The sequence below is a fragment of the Vibrio sp. ECSMB14106 genome, assembly GCF_000972265.1.
Taxonomy (GTDB): domain Bacteria; phylum Pseudomonadota; class Gammaproteobacteria; order Enterobacterales; family Vibrionaceae; genus Vibrio; species Vibrio kanaloae.
Genome location: NZ_LAUM01000019.1, coordinates 31,987 through 47,392, shown reverse-complemented (window position 1 = coordinate 47,392; position 15,406 = coordinate 31,987). Strand labels below are relative to the sequence as shown.

Genomic DNA, 15,406 nt, shown 5'->3' with positions numbered 1-15,406 from the left:
AGGATCAGCCACCATTGAGTAATTGCTCAAATTAATCGCCCTGTAGAGGCGGATATATAAAGGAATAAATAAATGACTACCAACAACACGCGTCTGTTTAAAAAGTCTCTTTTAGCAGTAACAATTACACTGGCGTCTTCGCAAGCGATGGCAGCAGGTTTCCAACTTAACGCACAATCAGCAACCGGCATCGGCCGTGCTTTCGCTGGTGATGCAGTAATCGCAGATAACGCGTCAGTAATGGCACGTAACCCTGCAGCAATGGCACTGTTTGATAAAACTGAGCTTTCTCTTGGTTTTGAAAGCATCACTTCAATGATTGAAGTTAAAGATGCAGAATACAATATTAACGGCAGCCCAATCCCAGTTGCCAATACTGATGATGTCGGTGACACTTCTATTGCACCCAATATCCACCTTATCGTCCCAGTAAATGATAAATTTGCTTGGGGTGTGAATGCATATTCAAATTTTGGTACAAAGACTGAATTTGATGACAGCTACACTGCAGCTGAATACGGCGGCCTAACTGATGTTAAGAGCATTAACTTTGGTCTTGCTGGGTCATATCGCCTAAGTGAACAATGGAGCTTCGGTGCAGGTTTAGACCTGATTTACGGCCAAGGCACGATGAAAAGAGAAACAAGTGCGGCTCTAGGAGTCGCGAGTGGTGGCTTCGTCCCAGCTGGAACAACGTTAGTTGATGTTGATGAAGCTGATGGTTGGGCAGTAGGCTTTAACGTGGGTACTGTGTATGAACTAGATGAAAACAACCGTTTTGGTCTATCGTACCGTTACAGCCCTGAAATTACAGCTAAAGATGACAAAGGGCAGGAAATTACTCTACCTCTACCCGACATTGCTGAATTCTCTGGTTACCACAAAATCGAAGATACTAAATTCGCAGTTCACTATTCTGTACAGTGGATTGGTTGGGGTGCATTCGATCAGATCGACTTTGACAACCTACAAGGTTCACCACTTGGTTCAACGTATGCAAAACAATACCAATGGCAAGACGGTTGGCACTACGCAATTGGTGGTACTTACTACCTAAACGATACTTGGACACTACGTACTGGTTATATGTATGACACGAGCGCACAAGACAAGCTAACTTCAATCTCTGTACCAGACTCTGATCGTCAGTGGTTCTCTGCAGGTTTCACATACCACATTGATACAGTTTCTAATGTTGACTTCGGTTTCACATACTTAATGGGTGATGATGTAAATGTATCAGAAAACACACCGTTAGGAGCAGGGCTTTCAACTGGTGTCAACACGACAACACACGCTGATGCAATCCTACTAGGTCTACAATACAGCCGCAGCTTCTAATATAAGCTTGGTTATAAATATCCAAAGGGTCGCATTACGCGACCCTTTTTTGTTACCTAAACCACTGACTGGCATCGATTTAGGCTTACAGGTGTAGGCTGCAGAGGCAAAATATGCCTACAGCTGTACGCTCAAATTTGGCAACACAGCCGAAACATTCAGGCTATTTACCTAATAATTCGGCATATTTGACAATTAAATCCCTAAAACACTGCTTTATTCGAATTTCATTTTTAAAGTAATAACTCTAAACGTAGAATCATGTCACTAAATACTTATGATTCAGCGAACATCACAATGAAAATGAATAAGACTCTTCTATCTGCTGCAGTGGCAGTTGGACTACTTTCGACTTCTACCGTCACTCACGCGGCTGGTTTTCAACTAGCAGAATACTCAGCAACAGGCCTTGGCCGCGCGTATGCTGGTGAAGCAGCAATGGCTGACGGTGCAGACGCACAATGGCGTAACCCTGCAATGCTGACTTATCTAGAAGGCACTCAAGTTTCTGTTGGTGGTATCTATGTTGACCCGAACATTGATATCGACGGTACTTCTACGTCTATGATGGGCAAAACAACTTCATCAAATTCTAGTGATTTTGCACACAGTGCAGTTATCCCAAACTTTTATGTTTCTCACAAGTACAACGAAAAATTTGCTTTAGGTTTTGCTGCTGGTACTAACTACGGTATGGAAACAGACCTAGGGAAAGACTTTGGTGGTGCTAACCACGGTAACGAAGCAAGTGTTACGACAATGGAGCTAAACTTAAACGCGGCTTACCAAGTACTTGAAAGCGTATCTATCGGTGGTGGTATTCGTTACATCATGGCTGAAGGTAGCTTTGGTGCAGTATCTACTGCTAACTCTCTAGTTCCTATGCCTCAAGGTACAGCTTTAAAATACATGGAAGGTGATGACACAGCATGGGGCTGGCAAGTGGGTACAGCTTGGCAGATCAATGAAAACAACCGCCTTGGTTTTACCTACAAGTCAGAAGTAGACCTAACGCTTGAAGGCCACGCAAATGGTGTCGCTTTTGATGCTGTTGCTGGCGCTTTAGGTACTCCTGTAAAGTCAAAATATAACGGCTCAATGCAACTTGCATTGCCAGCTACCGCCGAGCTAGCAAGCTTCCATCAACTATCAGATAAGGTCGCTGTACATGCGAGCGTTAACTGGACTAACTGGAGCAGCTTTAAAGAACTAGTAGCTGACATCCCTGAATTCGGTCCTGCTCGAACTCAAGATATCAAGCAAGAGAACTGGGAAGATAACTACCGCTTTGCTCTTGGTACTACTTACCAAATGACGCCTAAGTTAGCTCTACGCTCTGGTATCGCATACGATACTTCAGCTGTAAGTGAAGAACACCGTACGGCGACGATCCCAGAAACAGACCGTACTTGGTTGAGTATTGGTGCGGGCTACCAATGGTCTGAGCAACTAACTCTAGATGCAGGCTTCACTTACATTCTAGCTAAAGACGCAAAAATGGTTGAAGATGACGCAAGTTCTGCCCCATTTGGTGGTGACTTCGAAGGTGAAGTGACAGGTAGCATCTGGCTAGTGGGTATCCAAGCCAACTACCGCTTCTAATCTGTTTGACTTAATCTAAAGTCATAAGCATTAAAAAGGCTCGATGTTGTTGTCAACATCGAGCCTTTCTTTTATCGATTTTCTAAATCATGTTTCTAGTAATCTTCTAGATAACCATCGATGAAGTCTTCTTCTTCAAGATCGACTTCTTCCGGTTCGATTTCGGCTTTGAAGTCACGGCGTTGAATGTAGACGTCACGTGTTAATGCGTATGGATCCGGAGAGTCATCCAATTGGGCTTCTTGAGAAACTAATTGAGCCCGAGTCTCCATACCTTCAAATGCCCACTTGCCTAAGCTCGCCCAGAAGTTCAAGAAAGAGAGAGGAACATACAAACCATCGACAGTATCTGTTACTTCACGAGTCGTTAATGGGCCATAACCCGGCACCATAAAGTAAGGGCCATTTCCTACTCCATGATGACCAATCGCATCAGAGAATGATTTGTCATCAAACTTAGTGATCCCCGCTTCACTAGCGATATCAATTAAACCAAGTAGACCAAACGTAGAGTTAATCCAAAATCGGTTGAAATGGTCGAGAGCTTCACCGCCATTACCCATTATTAGATTATTCACCATGCTTGATGGTTCGTCTAAGTTGGCTAAAAAATTGGAGATTCCAGAGCGAATTGGCACAGGAGTATAATCAACATAGGCTAGAGAAACTGGACGAACCAAGTAAGGGTCGAGGTACTCGTAGTTGAGATCCCACATCGCTCTGTTGAACCCTTCAAAAGGATCATTGGGGTGGGATTCTACGACGTATTCAGAAGTTTCAAGGTTATTATCGTAAGTGCTTTCATCTGGCGCGCTAGAACAGCCCACCGTTAAGCTAGCGATAAAAAGTAAACTCGAGAGTCTTAAAACACTGCTAGACATATCACCTTTTCCATAAGGAATTCATATAATAATAAAAAGGCCAGCAATCGCTGGCCTCAATTGTTGCGTAAGTCTATACCGTTTATCAACAAATCGGAATAGCTAACACCTATGCAAAGTGATGATTAATATTGTTTGTTGATATCAATGGTCACTGGAGCACCCAGTTCAACCACTTCACTCTCACCGTACCAATCACCATCGCGAGTTGAAACATTACCATCGGTATCAAGCCTAGCTCTAACCATCAGAGTTTCAAGGCTAGACAATTTTTGGCCTTCCAACATGCTGTTACCATCATCAAGCACAACAGTACGAGGGAAAGTCCCCAGTGGGTAACGAGCCGCAGCAACCGGCATTGGCGAGCCATCCGCTCTGTGTATTGATACTACCAACACTGAATTAGGATCAGCATTCACTTCACCAGATATCTCAAGCGTTACCGCTACACTCTTACCTTGGTCAACGCCCATGGCATTGCCCATTTTCTTCTGAGCACTTTCAATACTGCGTGACAACATTTCGTAGCGACTGTCTTGAGGACCAATCATCTGCTGCATGATACTCCAGTACTTCACAGCACCTGGGTAATCTTGACGCTCAAATGCATCGAACGCTAGCAATGAGAACACACGAAGATCAACGTAATCGTTTTGAATCAAACGGCTCAAAATCAAGCGAGCTTGGTTCTGATCAGCTTCATCAGGCGAAAGCATCAGTGCTTGTGCGAAACCTAACTGAACATCTTCATTCTTAGGCTCAAGCTTATACGCTCGTTCCATAGAATCTTTTGCTGTTTCAGCATCGCGGTTAGCCAGTGCAATACGACCAAGAAGCAACCAACCCGTTGAGTCTTTAGGTTGATAGTGAAGACGAGTACGAAGCGCTAGCGTCAAATCTTCGAGTTCATCATCCGTTAACGCGCCACCTTCTGATGACATCAACTTTTTAGACAACTCAGGAAGGTTCGAACTCACTTCTTGCCAGTTTTGAACTTTGTCTAGCGCACCAAACTTAAAGTACATACCATACGTTACAACTACAACCAGAATTATCGACGGTACAACAACGCCAAGCGTAGAGATTTGAGTCTTCTTCATCTCTTCTTGTGCAGGAACATCATCAAGCAGAGACTGTTTCAAATCAGCGATCAATTCCTGCTGGTTATCAACAAGGCCTTCTTCTGCTTCTACCTCTAACTCAACGAGGCGGTCTTTATAGAATGCTTTGTTCAACTCGTCGCGAAGCATTTCGTCGTTGTTCGCCTTCTTGTTAATGGAGGGCAGAACAATTAAGAAAATTGCCGCTAGCGAAAGGATAATGGTAGAAATCCAAAATAGAGTCATTACTGTTTATCTCCGTCGTTCTCTTCGTCGAGTAACGCTTTTAAACGTGCTTCTTTGTCTGCATCCCAGTCTTTATCTGACTCTACTGCCGCTTTCGATTTTGACTTTCTGCTGCGTAAAATGATCAAACCAAATCCAACAACAACCACAGCAAACGGACCAACCCAAAGGATTGAAGTTGCTAGTGTCAGAGGTGGATTGTAAGTAACAAAGTTACCATAGCGAGCAATCATGTAATCAATGATGTCTTGCTTCGACTTACCGTCTTTTGTCATCTCGTACACTTTTTGGCGTAAATCGACCGCTAACTCAGCATTCGAATCACCAATGGTGTTGTTCTGACATTTAGGACAACGTAGCGTGTTACTCAACTCTTTGAATTGCTGCTCTTGGTCTACATTATCAAACTCATGAAATTCGATAGGTGCCGCAAAAGCCGTTGCCGAAATTGCAAACGTAGCGAATAGAGTAATCAATGTCTTTTTAATCATTTCGCTTCCTCCAACAAATCTTGATACATCGGCTCAAGCGTCGACGCCCAGTTAGTTGGATTCACATCACCAACATGGCGGTAACGAACGACGCCGTTAGCATCAATCAAGAAGGTCTCAGGCGCACCATACACACCTAGGTCAAGACCTAGCATACCGTTACCATCAAATAGACTGATCAAGTACGGGTTACCCAGCTCGTTTAACCAACCGACAGCCTTGTTACGGTCATCTTTGTAGTTAAGACCAATGATCTTAACGCCTTGACCCGCAAGCTTGTTCAGGTAAGAGTGCTCTGCATAACAGGTAGGACACCACGTTGCCCACACGTTAAGAAGTAATGGCTCGCCCTTAAAGATCACTTGGTCGTGAAGCTTGCCCGGTTGCTCTAAGTCTTCTAGACGAAACTCAGGAACCGTTTTGCCAATCAATACGGATTCCAGTTTAGTCGGATCATCGCCCGACTGGTTGCGCATCAATTGCGTTGCAAAGACTCCAGCTAGCACCATGAACGCAATCAATGGAATGAATAAAATCTTCTTGTTCATTCGAACTAAGCCTCCTGCTCTTTAGCCGACTTTTTCACTGGCTTACGAAAACGGTAACGACGGTCACTGATAGCGATAACACCACCAAGAGACATGATCAAAGAACCCGCCCAGATCCAACGTACAAACGGTTTGTAGTAGATACGAACAGCCCAAGATTTATTGTCGTCCAAACGCTCACCCATTGCGATGTATAAGTCACGTGTAACGCCACGGTCGATCGCAGCTTCTGTCATCATAGACTTAGCTGTGGTGTAGAAACGTTTTTCCGCATGAAGCGTGTTGATGTATTTGCCTTCTTTAGTGATTTCAAAGTCAGCAATATAACCATCGTAGTTTGGGCCATCTTTGTCACGAACGCCTGTGAACAAGAAGCTATACTCTTCAAGTTGATAGCTTTCGCCGGGTGCCAGACGAACGTCACGCTCGATACTGTAGTTTTGCACCATCGCGATACCAATCACTGTTACTGCTAAACCGATGTGACCAGACATCATCGCCCAGTGACTACGGGGTAGCTTAGTCAAACCTTTCATAAACGTATGACGGTGAGTCGCACGCTCATGCAGCTCAAAACCATGCATGAAGATGATCCAGAACGCCATGACCCAACCAGCAAACGCAGTACCACTGAAGCGGTCAGCCAATAGAGCAACCATTAGTACACTCAAACCAAGTGAGAATGCACCTGAAATCAGCATTGGTTTAACAAGCTTGGATAGATTGTCGCGTTTCCAGCGGATCAGAGGACCGATACCAAGCAAGAACGAGAACGGGATCATTAACCAGAAGAACAACATATCAAAGAATGGTGCACCGATAGATACCGAGCCCAAGCCTAACTGTTTGTGAACTAATGGCAGTAGCGTACCGACTAACACAACCACAAGCGCTGCAATCAATAAGATGTTGTTACCAAGCAGTGCGTTTTCACGAGAAACCAGATCGAAGTTGCCGCGAACACGAACCGATGCGCCTTTAACCGCGAATAACAGCAGTGAACCACCGATAACAAAGACTAGGAAACCTAGAATAAACATACCACGAGCAGGATCCGACGCGAATGCGTGAACCGATACCAAGATGCCCGAACGAACTAAGAATGTACCTAGTAAGCTTAGCGAGAATGCAGAGATAGCCAGCAATACTGTCCAAGCTTTGAATGTGCCACGCTTTTCGGTTACCGCTAGTGAGTGCATTAGAGCAGTACCAGCCAACCAAGGCATGAATGAAGCGTTTTCTACTGGATCCCAGAACCACCAGCCACCCCAGCCAAGTTCGTAGTAAGCCCACCATGAACCTAGTGCGATACCTACCGTTAGGAATAACCAAGCTGCGATTGTCCAAGGACGCGACCAACGAGCCCATGCCGTATCAAGACGACCACTCATTAGAGAAGCGATTGCGAAAGAGAACGCAACAGAGAAACCTACATAACCCATGTAAAGCATTGGCGGGTGAATAATCAAACCCGGGTCTTGCAGTAGTGGGTTCAAGTCACGGCCATCTACAGGGAAGAAAGGCAATGTACGTAGGAAAGGGTTAGACGTTACGATAATGAACAGCAAGAAGCCGACAGTAATCAAACCCATGATAGCCAGTACGCGAGCCACAGACTCTTGAGGCATACCACGGCTAAACGTCGCTACTGCAACTGTCCAGCCCGCTTGGATAAGAACCCAAAGCAGTAATGAACCTTCGTGAGCGCCCCAAACCGCCGTAATTCGGTAGTACCAAGGCAGCTGGCTGTTCGAGTTACTTGCGACGTATTGAATCGTAAAATCATTGGTGTAGAACGCGTAGCACAAAATAACGAATGAAATAGCTAGGAATCCGAACATGCCCCACGACAACGGTCGTGCACTATTCATCAATAACGTGTTATTTCGAGAGGCTCCGTACAATGGGAGCACACTCAATAGCAATGCCAGCCCCAAAGACAGGATCATGGCAAAATGGCCGATTTCGGCTATCATTGAACACTTCCTTCTTTTTGTTCAGTTGTGTATTGCAAAGGCTCATGGGTTTTCTTCATGGCTTCGGCAACCTCTGAAGGCATATACTCTTCATCGTGCTTTGCCAACACCTCGAACGCTTCAATAGTCGTAGCATCTTTTAGAACACCCTGAGCAACAATCCCTTGACCTTCTCTAAAAAGATCAGGGAGGATACCATCGTATATAATTGTTACTTTAGGGCCTACATCAGCTAAATCGAAGCTTACACGTAATGATTCATTATCACGGCTTACAGAGCCGACTACGACCATGCCTCCAATACGTAGACGTTGACCAACTTCAGGTTTTTTGCCGTCTTTGCCGTTGACCAACTCAGTTGGTGTGTAGAACAGATCCATGTTCTGGTTGAGTGCGTACACCATCAATCCAACAGTCGCACTGATACCAAAAAAGATCGCTAAAACAATGCCCAGTCTCTTTTTGCGTCTAGGGTTCATAGAGTGTTCTCCATATTTTTTGCTGCATCGATACGAGCTTGACGATCAATCTTAGCTTGTACTTCATTTAGTAATTGCTTACCACGACGAATACTTGTTACGAGTAAAATGGTCATCGCGAGGAATGTGATTCCAAATGCACTCCATACATACGAGGCGTAGCCCCCCATGGCAAGGAAATCACTCAAAGATTCAAAATACATAATTACCTACCCTACTACGCTTTTTCGGCCGCAAGCTTGCGAACCCATGGACGGTGACTTTCTTTGCTGATTATTTCGTTTCGGAAACGAATCATGGTCACAGCACCAAAGAAAAAGGCGAAGCCGAAAGTGTTAAGAAGAAGCGGCCATAGCATGTCACTTGAAATAGAAGGTTTGTCGAACTTGGTGATCGTGGCACCTTGGTGAAGTGTATTCCACCACTCAACAGAGAAGTGAATAATCGGTAGGTTAACCACACCTACGATAGCCAGAATACCCGCCGCTTTTGCCGCTGTTTTCTGATCATCAAAAGCGTGGTGCAATGCAATCACACCTAAATATAGGAACAGTAAAATAAGCTCCGAGGTTAAACGTGCGTCCCAAACCCACCAAGCACCCCACATTGGTTTCCCCCAAACCGCACCCGTCAAAAGAGCGATAAAAGTAAACACAGCACCAATAGGTGCCATTGCCAACGCCGCCATGTCAGATAACCTTACTTGCCATACCAAGCCAATAAAGGCCGCAATTGCCATAGACATATAAGCGCCCATAGACCAAATTGCTGACGGAACATGGATATAAATAATTCGGAAGCTATCACCTTGTTGGTAGTCGGAAGGCGCAAATGCTAGCCCCCATACCGTACCGGCGGATAGACACAATAACGCTAGGATAGAGAACCATGGCAGAAGTTTACCAGCAAGCTGATATGAGGTTTCTGCTTTGGCATAGGGATGGAGCCATTTCCACATGTTGTAATCTCACTCTTACTTCATATTGCTTACAGCTATCACAGCTATAATTATTATAATTTATTTGGTTTGGAGCTTCTTCCAGTCACTCTTTGAGTTTGAAAGTTTGAAATCGTTCACCTTGAATATACAAAGTGGTAGTGGTCTTTAGTTAACACTTACTCTCAGTGCGGCACTAATAGCAAAAGGAGTAAGCGTCATTGCCCCCATTAGCATTGCCCCTAGTACTGCTAATTGTCCGTTATACGCAATGCCCAGCGCTGCCGCATCAATCGCTGATGTAGCAAAGATTAGAATTGGGATATACAACGGCAAAATAAGCAAACTTAAAAGTACGCCCCCCTTTTGAAGCCCTACTGTTAAAGCGACCCCAATCGCACCAATAAAACTCAATACAGGAGTACCAACCAATAACGTTAAAACAACCGACAACCAAGTATCGAAATCCAAAGACAGCAGCACTGCCAATAACGGACTGATCAAAATTAATGGTAACCCGGTCAATAACCAGTGTGCTATGACCTTGGACAATACTACCAACTGCAACGGGATGGGCATCAGCATCATCTGCTCAAGGGCACCATCTTGAAAATCATCCCGAAAAAGGCGCTCTAAAGAGAGCAATGCAGAGAGTAAAGCAGCTACCCAAACAATCCCCGCCGCGATACGTGCAAGTAGGTTTGGCTCAGGACCAATACTCAAAGGGAAAAGAGTTATAACAATGATGAAGAACCACAGAGGGTTGAAGATATCCGCTTGACGTCGGAATGCGATAAGCAGTTCACGTCGGATAATCGTGGTCATTGAAGAGATCATATTATTCACCCAACTTTATTTTTCTTAGTTTCGGGCTATCAGCAAACATATCTTGGTGTGTGGTTAACAGCACAATGCCACCGTTGTCTGCATGCTGAGAAAATAGAGACTCCAGAACTTTTACGCCCTGCTTATCAATAGCAGTTAGAGGCTCATCGAGAATCCACAGCATTTGCTTACTCAGCCAAAGACGAGCCAATGCAACGCGGCGCTGTTGACCAGCCGACAGTTGCCCTGCTGGGACATCTTCCCTACCAGCAAGGCCAACTTGAGTCAGCGCATGGTAAAGCTCTTCCTTATTCATTCCACCGCTGTGAATCGTTTGATAAAAACTAAGGTTCTCATAGGCACTAAGCTCACGCTTCACGCCAGTTTGGTGTCCAAGAAAAAGCAAATTTTGGTGGTAAGCATCTCGACTCGTTTCGATAGACTCACCATCCCAAGAGATGGTGCCTTCATCACGATCACCTAAGCCAGTAATAATCCTAAGGAGCGTCGTTTTCCCGGTACCGTTACGACCTTCAACTTGAACCAGTTCACCTGGTTTCAATTGAAAAGACAACGATTCAAACAGAACCCTGTCGTCACGAATAGCAGTTAAATTTGAGACTTCTAGCATAGGTAAATTTAGTCGAGTAAAGAGAGGGCTATAGTAGCACACCAATATGGTGACAAAATAGGACTAGGCGTTTTCGATAGAACAAACTCCGTAAGAAACTGTTACCGCTGCATCACAATTTACACATTTTTATTTACCAGGCGGATACCCTCTTAGATACAAGTACTTATAAACATCGTTCTATAAATAAATACTAGGTATAAAAAAAGAAGCCGAAGCTTCTTTTTAAGAGGAGTGCGTGGTAAACATCAACAGTTAAATACACAATGAGCGCTCAATTTAACGACGTCGGGGGCTATCTCTACGATCGCGAGAGTCTGCTGGCTTTTCATCAAACAATGTAGGATCGCTTCTTAAAGAAGGAATTTTTTCTTTACCTGCAAGCTTATTTTGCAGAGACATCATCAGCTCAGCTTCAGCTTTTGGTAATTCGCACTCTTCAATAAGTTCGTTGATCCCAGCGCCAAGCTGAACCATTTTCGTTGCACGTGTGTACAAACGTCCATCGTTGTCCGCATGTTCCAACTCGACAATACGTTCATTCAAGTGCTTTATCAGGTCTTGCTGTTCTGTCACTTTCTGGCCCAAGCCAACCACAACAGAGCGAACTTCAAGTAACTGCTTACTCGACTTTTGAAGCTCCTTGTCCAATTTACGAACTTGCAGACGTGATTGCTCGAGTTGTTTTTGAATCGCACGTTTTACTTTGCTAATCAAAAGCACGACAAATAACGTAAAAACCCCAACTCCAGAGAGAAGAGCAACAGGGGTTAAAGAAAGCGCTTCAAACATTACAGGTGAGCCATCTCATCCCATTCGTCTTCGCTTAGTAGCTTATTAAGATCTACTAAGATAAGCAGCTTGCCATCACGGTTGCTTACACCTTGGATAAACTTAGCACTTTCATCGGTACCAACACTTGGTGTCGTATCGATCTCAGAAGAACGTAAGTAAACCACTTCAGCAACGCTATCCACTAGAATACCGATCACTTGACGCTCAGATTCAATAACGATAATACGAGTGTTATCTGTGATTTCACCTTGCATCAAACCAAAGCGAGAACGAGTGTCGATCACGGTAACAACATTGCCACGTAGGTTGATAATACCTAAAACATAGTCTGGAGCACCTGGTACTGGGGCAATTTCGCTATAGCGTAGTACTTCACGAACCTGCATTACATTAATGCCGTAAGTTTCTTCTTCCAGCTGGAATGTTACCCATTGAAGTACTTCATCATTGGTTGGATCTTTTCTTACTTCAACTTCACTCATATGAGACATAGATAATCCTCTTGTCGTCGTTACCGACCACTATTATTAACTTGATGCGTTTATTGTACCAATCGTAGTACTAGCTCAATGCTTTTACATCTAGCCCTGCGTTTAACATGGCGACTAATGCTTCGACATGGATCAAAGCACACATTTTTTCTTTAACCATACCGGCGAGCCATGGACGTTTTCCTGCCATTTCTCGCCAACGTACTTTATCTGCGTTCAACAGCTCTGTGCCTTTAAGCTCGGTACTCGCAAGTCCCCATAAGCTATCTCCAAGCATCACTATATATTGATAGTTTTCTTTATATTCGTCACCCGATAGTTTCTCAGGCATCACCCATTTTGCGGTATCGACCACATCTAGCTGATTTTCACGGTTGGTTTGCAACCCTAGATACCAGGCTGGCTTACCAATAATGTGACTTAACTCTTCAAGGCGATGGATACCACCTAGCTCATCAAGCGGCACAGCGAAGGTCACACCATTAACTTCAAAATACAAGGCTTGGAAATCTTCCGTTCGAGCCGTGCTTTCCCACGAAGTAAACTTGTCAATACCTCCAGCTTGAGTTTCGAGTTCAACAACCGTCTCAATTTTAGGAGATTCAAGCTCAGTCTCTTCAGGCTTAATTGCTGGTTGTTCAGCTTCAACTTGTTGCTGTTCAATTTGCTGTGATACAACTTGAGGTTCGACAGCAATGGATAATTCAGGTTCTGGAAGGTTCCAATCTTGAATTTCTGGTTCTTCAAACAATTGAGCAGATGCCACCGCGACGTCAAACACCTGCATGTCTTCTTGCTGGGCGATTTTCTGAGTATTTTGATCCATCAATTCATCTAGATTCAGATCTTCTACTACATTAGTTGCCTCTAAACGACTCAGGAGTTTTTGAACATCCTCAAGATTCGGAACCTCAAACTCAGCCGCGCGTATTTCTGCATAGCTTGAATGATGGCTCGAAAGTTGTGGCTCTGGCTCTGGCTCTGGCTCTGGCTCTGGCTCTGGCTCTGGCTCTGGCTCTTCAGATTGTGATTCGTCGCTAGATTCGTCAACAAAAAAATCATCAGATTCAAAACTCTCATCACCTAATAGCGCAGTAAAATAGTCGTCTAGCGCTTGTTCACTCGATAGACTTGGGGGCGCCATTGTTAATTCTTTATTCGCGCTCATTTATCGCCAACCTCTCGAGATAAATAAGCAGCTGTTTGTAAGCAAATACACCACGGCTACCCGATGCAAAGTGAGATGCTGGTAAGCGCTTTAGGCTTGCATCTCGAAATTTAGTATCAATCGGCACAGCTGACGTCCAAACTTGGTTCGGATAGTCATCTTTGAGTTGCGTTAATGTTTGCAATGAAGCCTTAGTTCGCTTGTCGTACATCGTCGGGACAATTGTCACCTTAAACGGGGTTTTGCGAGACTTTTGCATGATAGTCAAAGTACGGATCATGCGCTCTAAGCCCTTCATCGCCAAAAACTCAGTCTGCACCGGAATCAATATACGATCACTAGCAGCCAATGCATTCACCATCATCACACCAAGAATTGGCGGGCAATCGATCAACACATAGTCATAGTCGTCTTTCAAAGCGGCTAAAGCACGCTTCAAGATCAACCCCATGCCGCTTCTATTTCCCATTACACGGTCTAATGTAGCCAAAGACATGTGCGCAGGAATAATATCGATACCTTCAACTTCCGTTTGTAAAAGCAAAGGTCTTACCGTTTGTGCGTTAAACTCACGCAACTGGAACAGGTCAAACAGGCTCGATTCCACCGTATCTGAGTCGTAACCCAGATAGGTGGTCAGTGATGCATGTGGGTCAGTATCAACCAACAACACACGGTTCCCCTTTAAGGCAAGTAAGCCTGCTAGAGTCACGGTCGTGGTCGTTTTACCAACTCCACCTTTTTGGTTTGCAACACTCCAAACAATCATTTCGATTTACCTAAGCTAACCCAACTTCAACCAAGATCCTTTCCGCGATGCGGTCTAGAGGTAGGTCTTCAGTAGAAATGCCAGCTTTTGCTACAGCTTGAGGCATACCATATACAACACAACTATCTTCATCTTGCGCCCAAACCGTCGAGCCCGCTGTTTTTAACATACGCGAACCTTCTCGACCATCAGCTCCCATACCGGTCAGTATCATAGACAAGACTTTGTCACCATAAATCTTCGCAGCAGAGCCGAATGTGACATCGACACAAGGCTTGTAGTTCATTCGATCGCCGCCATCGATAATTCTCAAACGAGCAGACCCTGCACGACCATCAACCATCATCTGTTTACCGCCGGGAGCAAGGTAAGCCACTCCAGGTTTCAATACATCTCCATCTTGTGCTTCACGAACTTCAATCTTACACAAGGTATTCAGTCGGCTTGCAAATGCAGCGGTAAAGGTTGCTGGCATGTGCTGAACTAACACGATCGGATGTGGATAATGAGCAGGAATGCGAGTCAAAATCTTCTGTAGTGCAACAGGGCCGCCAGTCGAAGTACCAATTGCAGTTAACTGGTATTTCTTACCCGAAGCTCTAAATTTTGCTGTCGATACAACAGCAGGCTTGGCTGTTGAAGTTGTTTGACGCAGTGATGAAGGTGCCGACGCCGTCGCTGTTGCTCGAGGAGCAACAGGTACACGGCGCATGAATGCACGCTTAGCGGCAATTTGAATCACACGTTGCTGAAGCAAAGCTACAGCATCATCACGATTACGCGCAATATCTTCGAACTTCTTAGGTAGGAAGTCGAGAGCTCCGGCATCTAAAGCATCTAATGTGGCTCTTGCACCGTCATGCGTTAACGATGAGAACATTAAAATTGGCGTGGGTGAAGCTGCCATAATCTCACGAACGGCTGTAATACCATCCATAACAGGCATCTCAATGTCCATCGTAATCACGTCAGGCTTCAGTTGCTTGGTTTTCTCAACCGCTTCTTTACCATTTACCGCTACATCGATGACTTCGAGACGAGCCTCTGAGTTAATGATTTCGCTAACGCGACGACGAAAAAAGCTCGAATCATCAACGACTAATACTTTAATCGCCATATTTATCCT

General features: G+C 44.7%; 17 protein-coding genes. 2 read left to right on the top strand and 15 right to left on the bottom strand.

Annotation, left to right across the window (positions count from 1 at the left end):
* Positions 1-72 precede the first annotated feature (72 nt).
* The gene (locus WR49_RS13580) at positions 73-1,341 is read left to right on the top strand and encodes an outer membrane protein transport protein (protein WP_046224374.1); all 1,269 of its coding nucleotides are present in this window, start codon (positions 73-75) and stop codon (positions 1,339-1,341) included.
* A gap of 297 nt (positions 1,342-1,638) precedes the next feature.
* Positions 1,639-2,943 carry an outer membrane protein transport protein gene (locus WR49_RS13575; protein WP_046224412.1) on the top strand — a complete coding sequence of 435 codons (1,305 nt, stop codon included), beginning with the start codon at positions 1,639-1,641 and terminating at the stop codon, positions 2,941-2,943.
* Between the two features lie 95 nt (positions 2,944-3,038).
* Here the strand turns inward: WR49_RS13575 and WR49_RS13570 are convergent, their stop codons facing one another.
* From WR49_RS13570 to WR49_RS13500, 15 genes are all read right to left on the bottom strand, one after another.
* Complete coding sequence (locus WR49_RS13570) at positions 3,039-3,824, bottom strand: MlaA family lipoprotein (RefSeq protein WP_046224373.1); 786 nt, start codon at positions 3,822-3,824, stop codon at positions 3,039-3,041.
* A 125-nt stretch (positions 3,825-3,949) separates the two neighbouring features.
* Positions 3,950-5,170, bottom strand: a complete 1,221-nt coding sequence (ccmI, locus tag WR49_RS13565) for a c-type cytochrome biogenesis protein CcmI (protein ID WP_046224372.1) — start codon at positions 5,168-5,170, stop codon at positions 3,950-3,952.
* Positions 5,170-5,661, bottom strand: a complete 492-nt coding sequence (locus WR49_RS13560; protein ID WP_017056904.1) for a cytochrome c-type biogenesis protein — start codon at positions 5,659-5,661, stop codon at positions 5,170-5,172. The genes ccmI and WR49_RS13560 overlap by 1 nt, the downstream gene beginning before the upstream one ends.
* Positions 5,658-6,209 carry a DsbE family thiol:disulfide interchange protein gene (locus WR49_RS13555; protein WP_046224371.1) on the bottom strand — a complete coding sequence of 184 codons (552 nt, stop codon included), beginning with the start codon at positions 6,207-6,209 and terminating at the stop codon, positions 5,658-5,660. The genes WR49_RS13560 and WR49_RS13555 overlap by 4 nt, the downstream gene beginning before the upstream one ends.
* 5 nt (positions 6,210-6,214) lie before the next feature.
* Positions 6,215-8,185, bottom strand: coding sequence for a heme lyase CcmF/NrfE family subunit (locus tag WR49_RS13550; protein ID WP_046224370.1), 1,971 nt, complete (start codon positions 8,183-8,185; stop codon positions 6,215-6,217).
* A complete protein-coding gene (gene ccmE / locus WR49_RS13545) occupies positions 8,182-8,664 on the bottom strand; it encodes a cytochrome c maturation protein CcmE (RefSeq protein WP_046224369.1) in 483 nt (160 codons plus the stop codon). The genes WR49_RS13550 and ccmE overlap by 4 nt, the downstream gene beginning before the upstream one ends.
* The gene (ccmD, locus tag WR49_RS13540) at positions 8,661-8,867 is read right to left on the bottom strand and encodes a heme exporter protein CcmD (RefSeq protein ID WP_017056900.1); all 207 of its coding nucleotides are present in this window, start codon (positions 8,865-8,867) and stop codon (positions 8,661-8,663) included. Before ccmD ends, ccmE begins: the two co-directional genes overlap by 4 nt.
* A gap of 14 nt (positions 8,868-8,881) precedes the next feature.
* A complete protein-coding gene (locus WR49_RS13535) occupies positions 8,882-9,622 on the bottom strand; it encodes a heme ABC transporter permease (protein WP_017056899.1) in 741 nt (246 codons plus the stop codon).
* A 147-nt stretch (positions 9,623-9,769) separates the two neighbouring features.
* Positions 9,770-10,438: a heme exporter protein CcmB gene (ccmB, locus tag WR49_RS13530; RefSeq protein ID WP_017056898.1), complete on the bottom strand. Its 669-nt coding sequence runs from the start codon at positions 10,436-10,438 to the stop codon at positions 9,770-9,772.
* Between the two features lies 1 nt (position 10,439).
* Positions 10,440-11,057, bottom strand: a complete 618-nt coding sequence (gene ccmA / locus WR49_RS13525; protein WP_017056897.1) for a cytochrome c biogenesis heme-transporting ATPase CcmA — start codon at positions 11,055-11,057, stop codon at positions 10,440-10,442.
* A gap of 279 nt (positions 11,058-11,336) precedes the next feature.
* A complete protein-coding gene (locus tag WR49_RS13520) occupies positions 11,337-11,849 on the bottom strand; it encodes a DUF2802 domain-containing protein (RefSeq protein WP_046224368.1) in 513 nt (170 codons plus the stop codon).
* Positions 11,849-12,343, bottom strand: a complete 495-nt coding sequence (locus WR49_RS13515; RefSeq protein ID WP_017056895.1) for a chemotaxis protein CheW — start codon at positions 12,341-12,343, stop codon at positions 11,849-11,851. The genes WR49_RS13520 and WR49_RS13515 overlap by 1 nt, the downstream gene beginning before the upstream one ends.
* 70 nt (positions 12,344-12,413) lie before the next feature.
* Positions 12,414-13,511 (bottom strand): chemotaxis protein CheW, encoded by a 1,098-nt coding sequence (locus tag WR49_RS13510; protein WP_029627054.1) that lies wholly within the window; start codon positions 13,509-13,511, stop codon positions 12,414-12,416.
* The gene (locus WR49_RS13505; RefSeq protein ID WP_017056893.1) at positions 13,498-14,280 is read right to left on the bottom strand and encodes a ParA family protein; all 783 of its coding nucleotides are present in this window, start codon (positions 14,278-14,280) and stop codon (positions 13,498-13,500) included. Before WR49_RS13505 ends, WR49_RS13510 begins: the two co-directional genes overlap by 14 nt.
* A 10-nt stretch (positions 14,281-14,290) precedes the next feature.
* A complete protein-coding gene (locus tag WR49_RS13500) occupies positions 14,291-15,397 on the bottom strand; it encodes a protein-glutamate methylesterase/protein-glutamine glutaminase (protein WP_046224367.1) in 1,107 nt (368 codons plus the stop codon).
* Positions 15,398-15,406: the final 9 nt, after the last annotated feature.

Coding starts and splice junctions, on each gene's coding strand:
- WR49_RS13580 (WP_046224374.1), top strand. CDS start 73: ATGACTACCAACAACACGCGTCTGTTTAAAAAGTCTCTTTTAGCAGTA.
- WR49_RS13575 (WP_046224412.1), top strand. CDS start 1,639: ATGAAAATGAATAAGACTCTTCTATCTGCTGCAGTGGCAGTTGGACTA.
- WR49_RS13570 (WP_046224373.1), bottom strand. CDS start 3,824: ATGTCTAGCAGTGTTTTAAGACTCTCGAGTTTACTTTTTATCGCTAGC.
- ccmI (WP_046224372.1), bottom strand. CDS start 5,170: ATGACTCTATTTTGGATTTCTACCATTATCCTTTCGCTAGCGGCAATT.
- WR49_RS13560 (WP_017056904.1), bottom strand. CDS start 5,661: ATGATTAAAAAGACATTGATTACTCTATTCGCTACGTTTGCAATTTCG.
- WR49_RS13555 (WP_046224371.1), bottom strand. CDS start 6,209: ATGAACAAGAAGATTTTATTCATTCCATTGATTGCGTTCATGGTGCTA.
- WR49_RS13550 (WP_046224370.1), bottom strand. CDS start 8,185: ATGATAGCCGAAATCGGCCATTTTGCCATGATCCTGTCTTTGGGGCTG.
- ccmE (WP_046224369.1), bottom strand. CDS start 8,664: ATGAACCCTAGACGCAAAAAGAGACTGGGCATTGTTTTAGCGATCTTT.
- ccmD (WP_017056900.1), bottom strand. CDS start 8,867: ATGTATTTTGAATCTTTGAGTGATTTCCTTGCCATGGGGGGCTACGCC.
- WR49_RS13535 (WP_017056899.1), bottom strand. CDS start 9,622: ATGTGGAAATGGCTCCATCCCTATGCCAAAGCAGAAACCTCATATCAG.
- ccmB (WP_017056898.1), bottom strand. CDS start 10,438: ATGATCTCTTCAATGACCACGATTATCCGACGTGAACTGCTTATCGCA.
- ccmA (WP_017056897.1), bottom strand. CDS start 11,057: ATGCTAGAAGTCTCAAATTTAACTGCTATTCGTGACGACAGGGTTCTG.
- WR49_RS13520 (WP_046224368.1), bottom strand. CDS start 11,849: ATGTTTGAAGCGCTTTCTTTAACCCCTGTTGCTCTTCTCTCTGGAGTT.
- WR49_RS13515 (WP_017056895.1), bottom strand. CDS start 12,343: ATGTCTCATATGAGTGAAGTTGAAGTAAGAAAAGATCCAACCAATGAT.
- WR49_RS13510 (WP_029627054.1), bottom strand. CDS start 13,511: ATGAGCGCGAATAAAGAATTAACAATGGCGCCCCCAAGTCTATCGAGT.
- WR49_RS13505 (WP_017056893.1), bottom strand. CDS start 14,280: ATGATTGTTTGGAGTGTTGCAAACCAAAAAGGTGGAGTTGGTAAAACG.
- WR49_RS13500 (WP_046224367.1), bottom strand. CDS start 15,397: ATGGCGATTAAAGTATTAGTCGTTGATGATTCGAGCTTTTTTCGTCGT.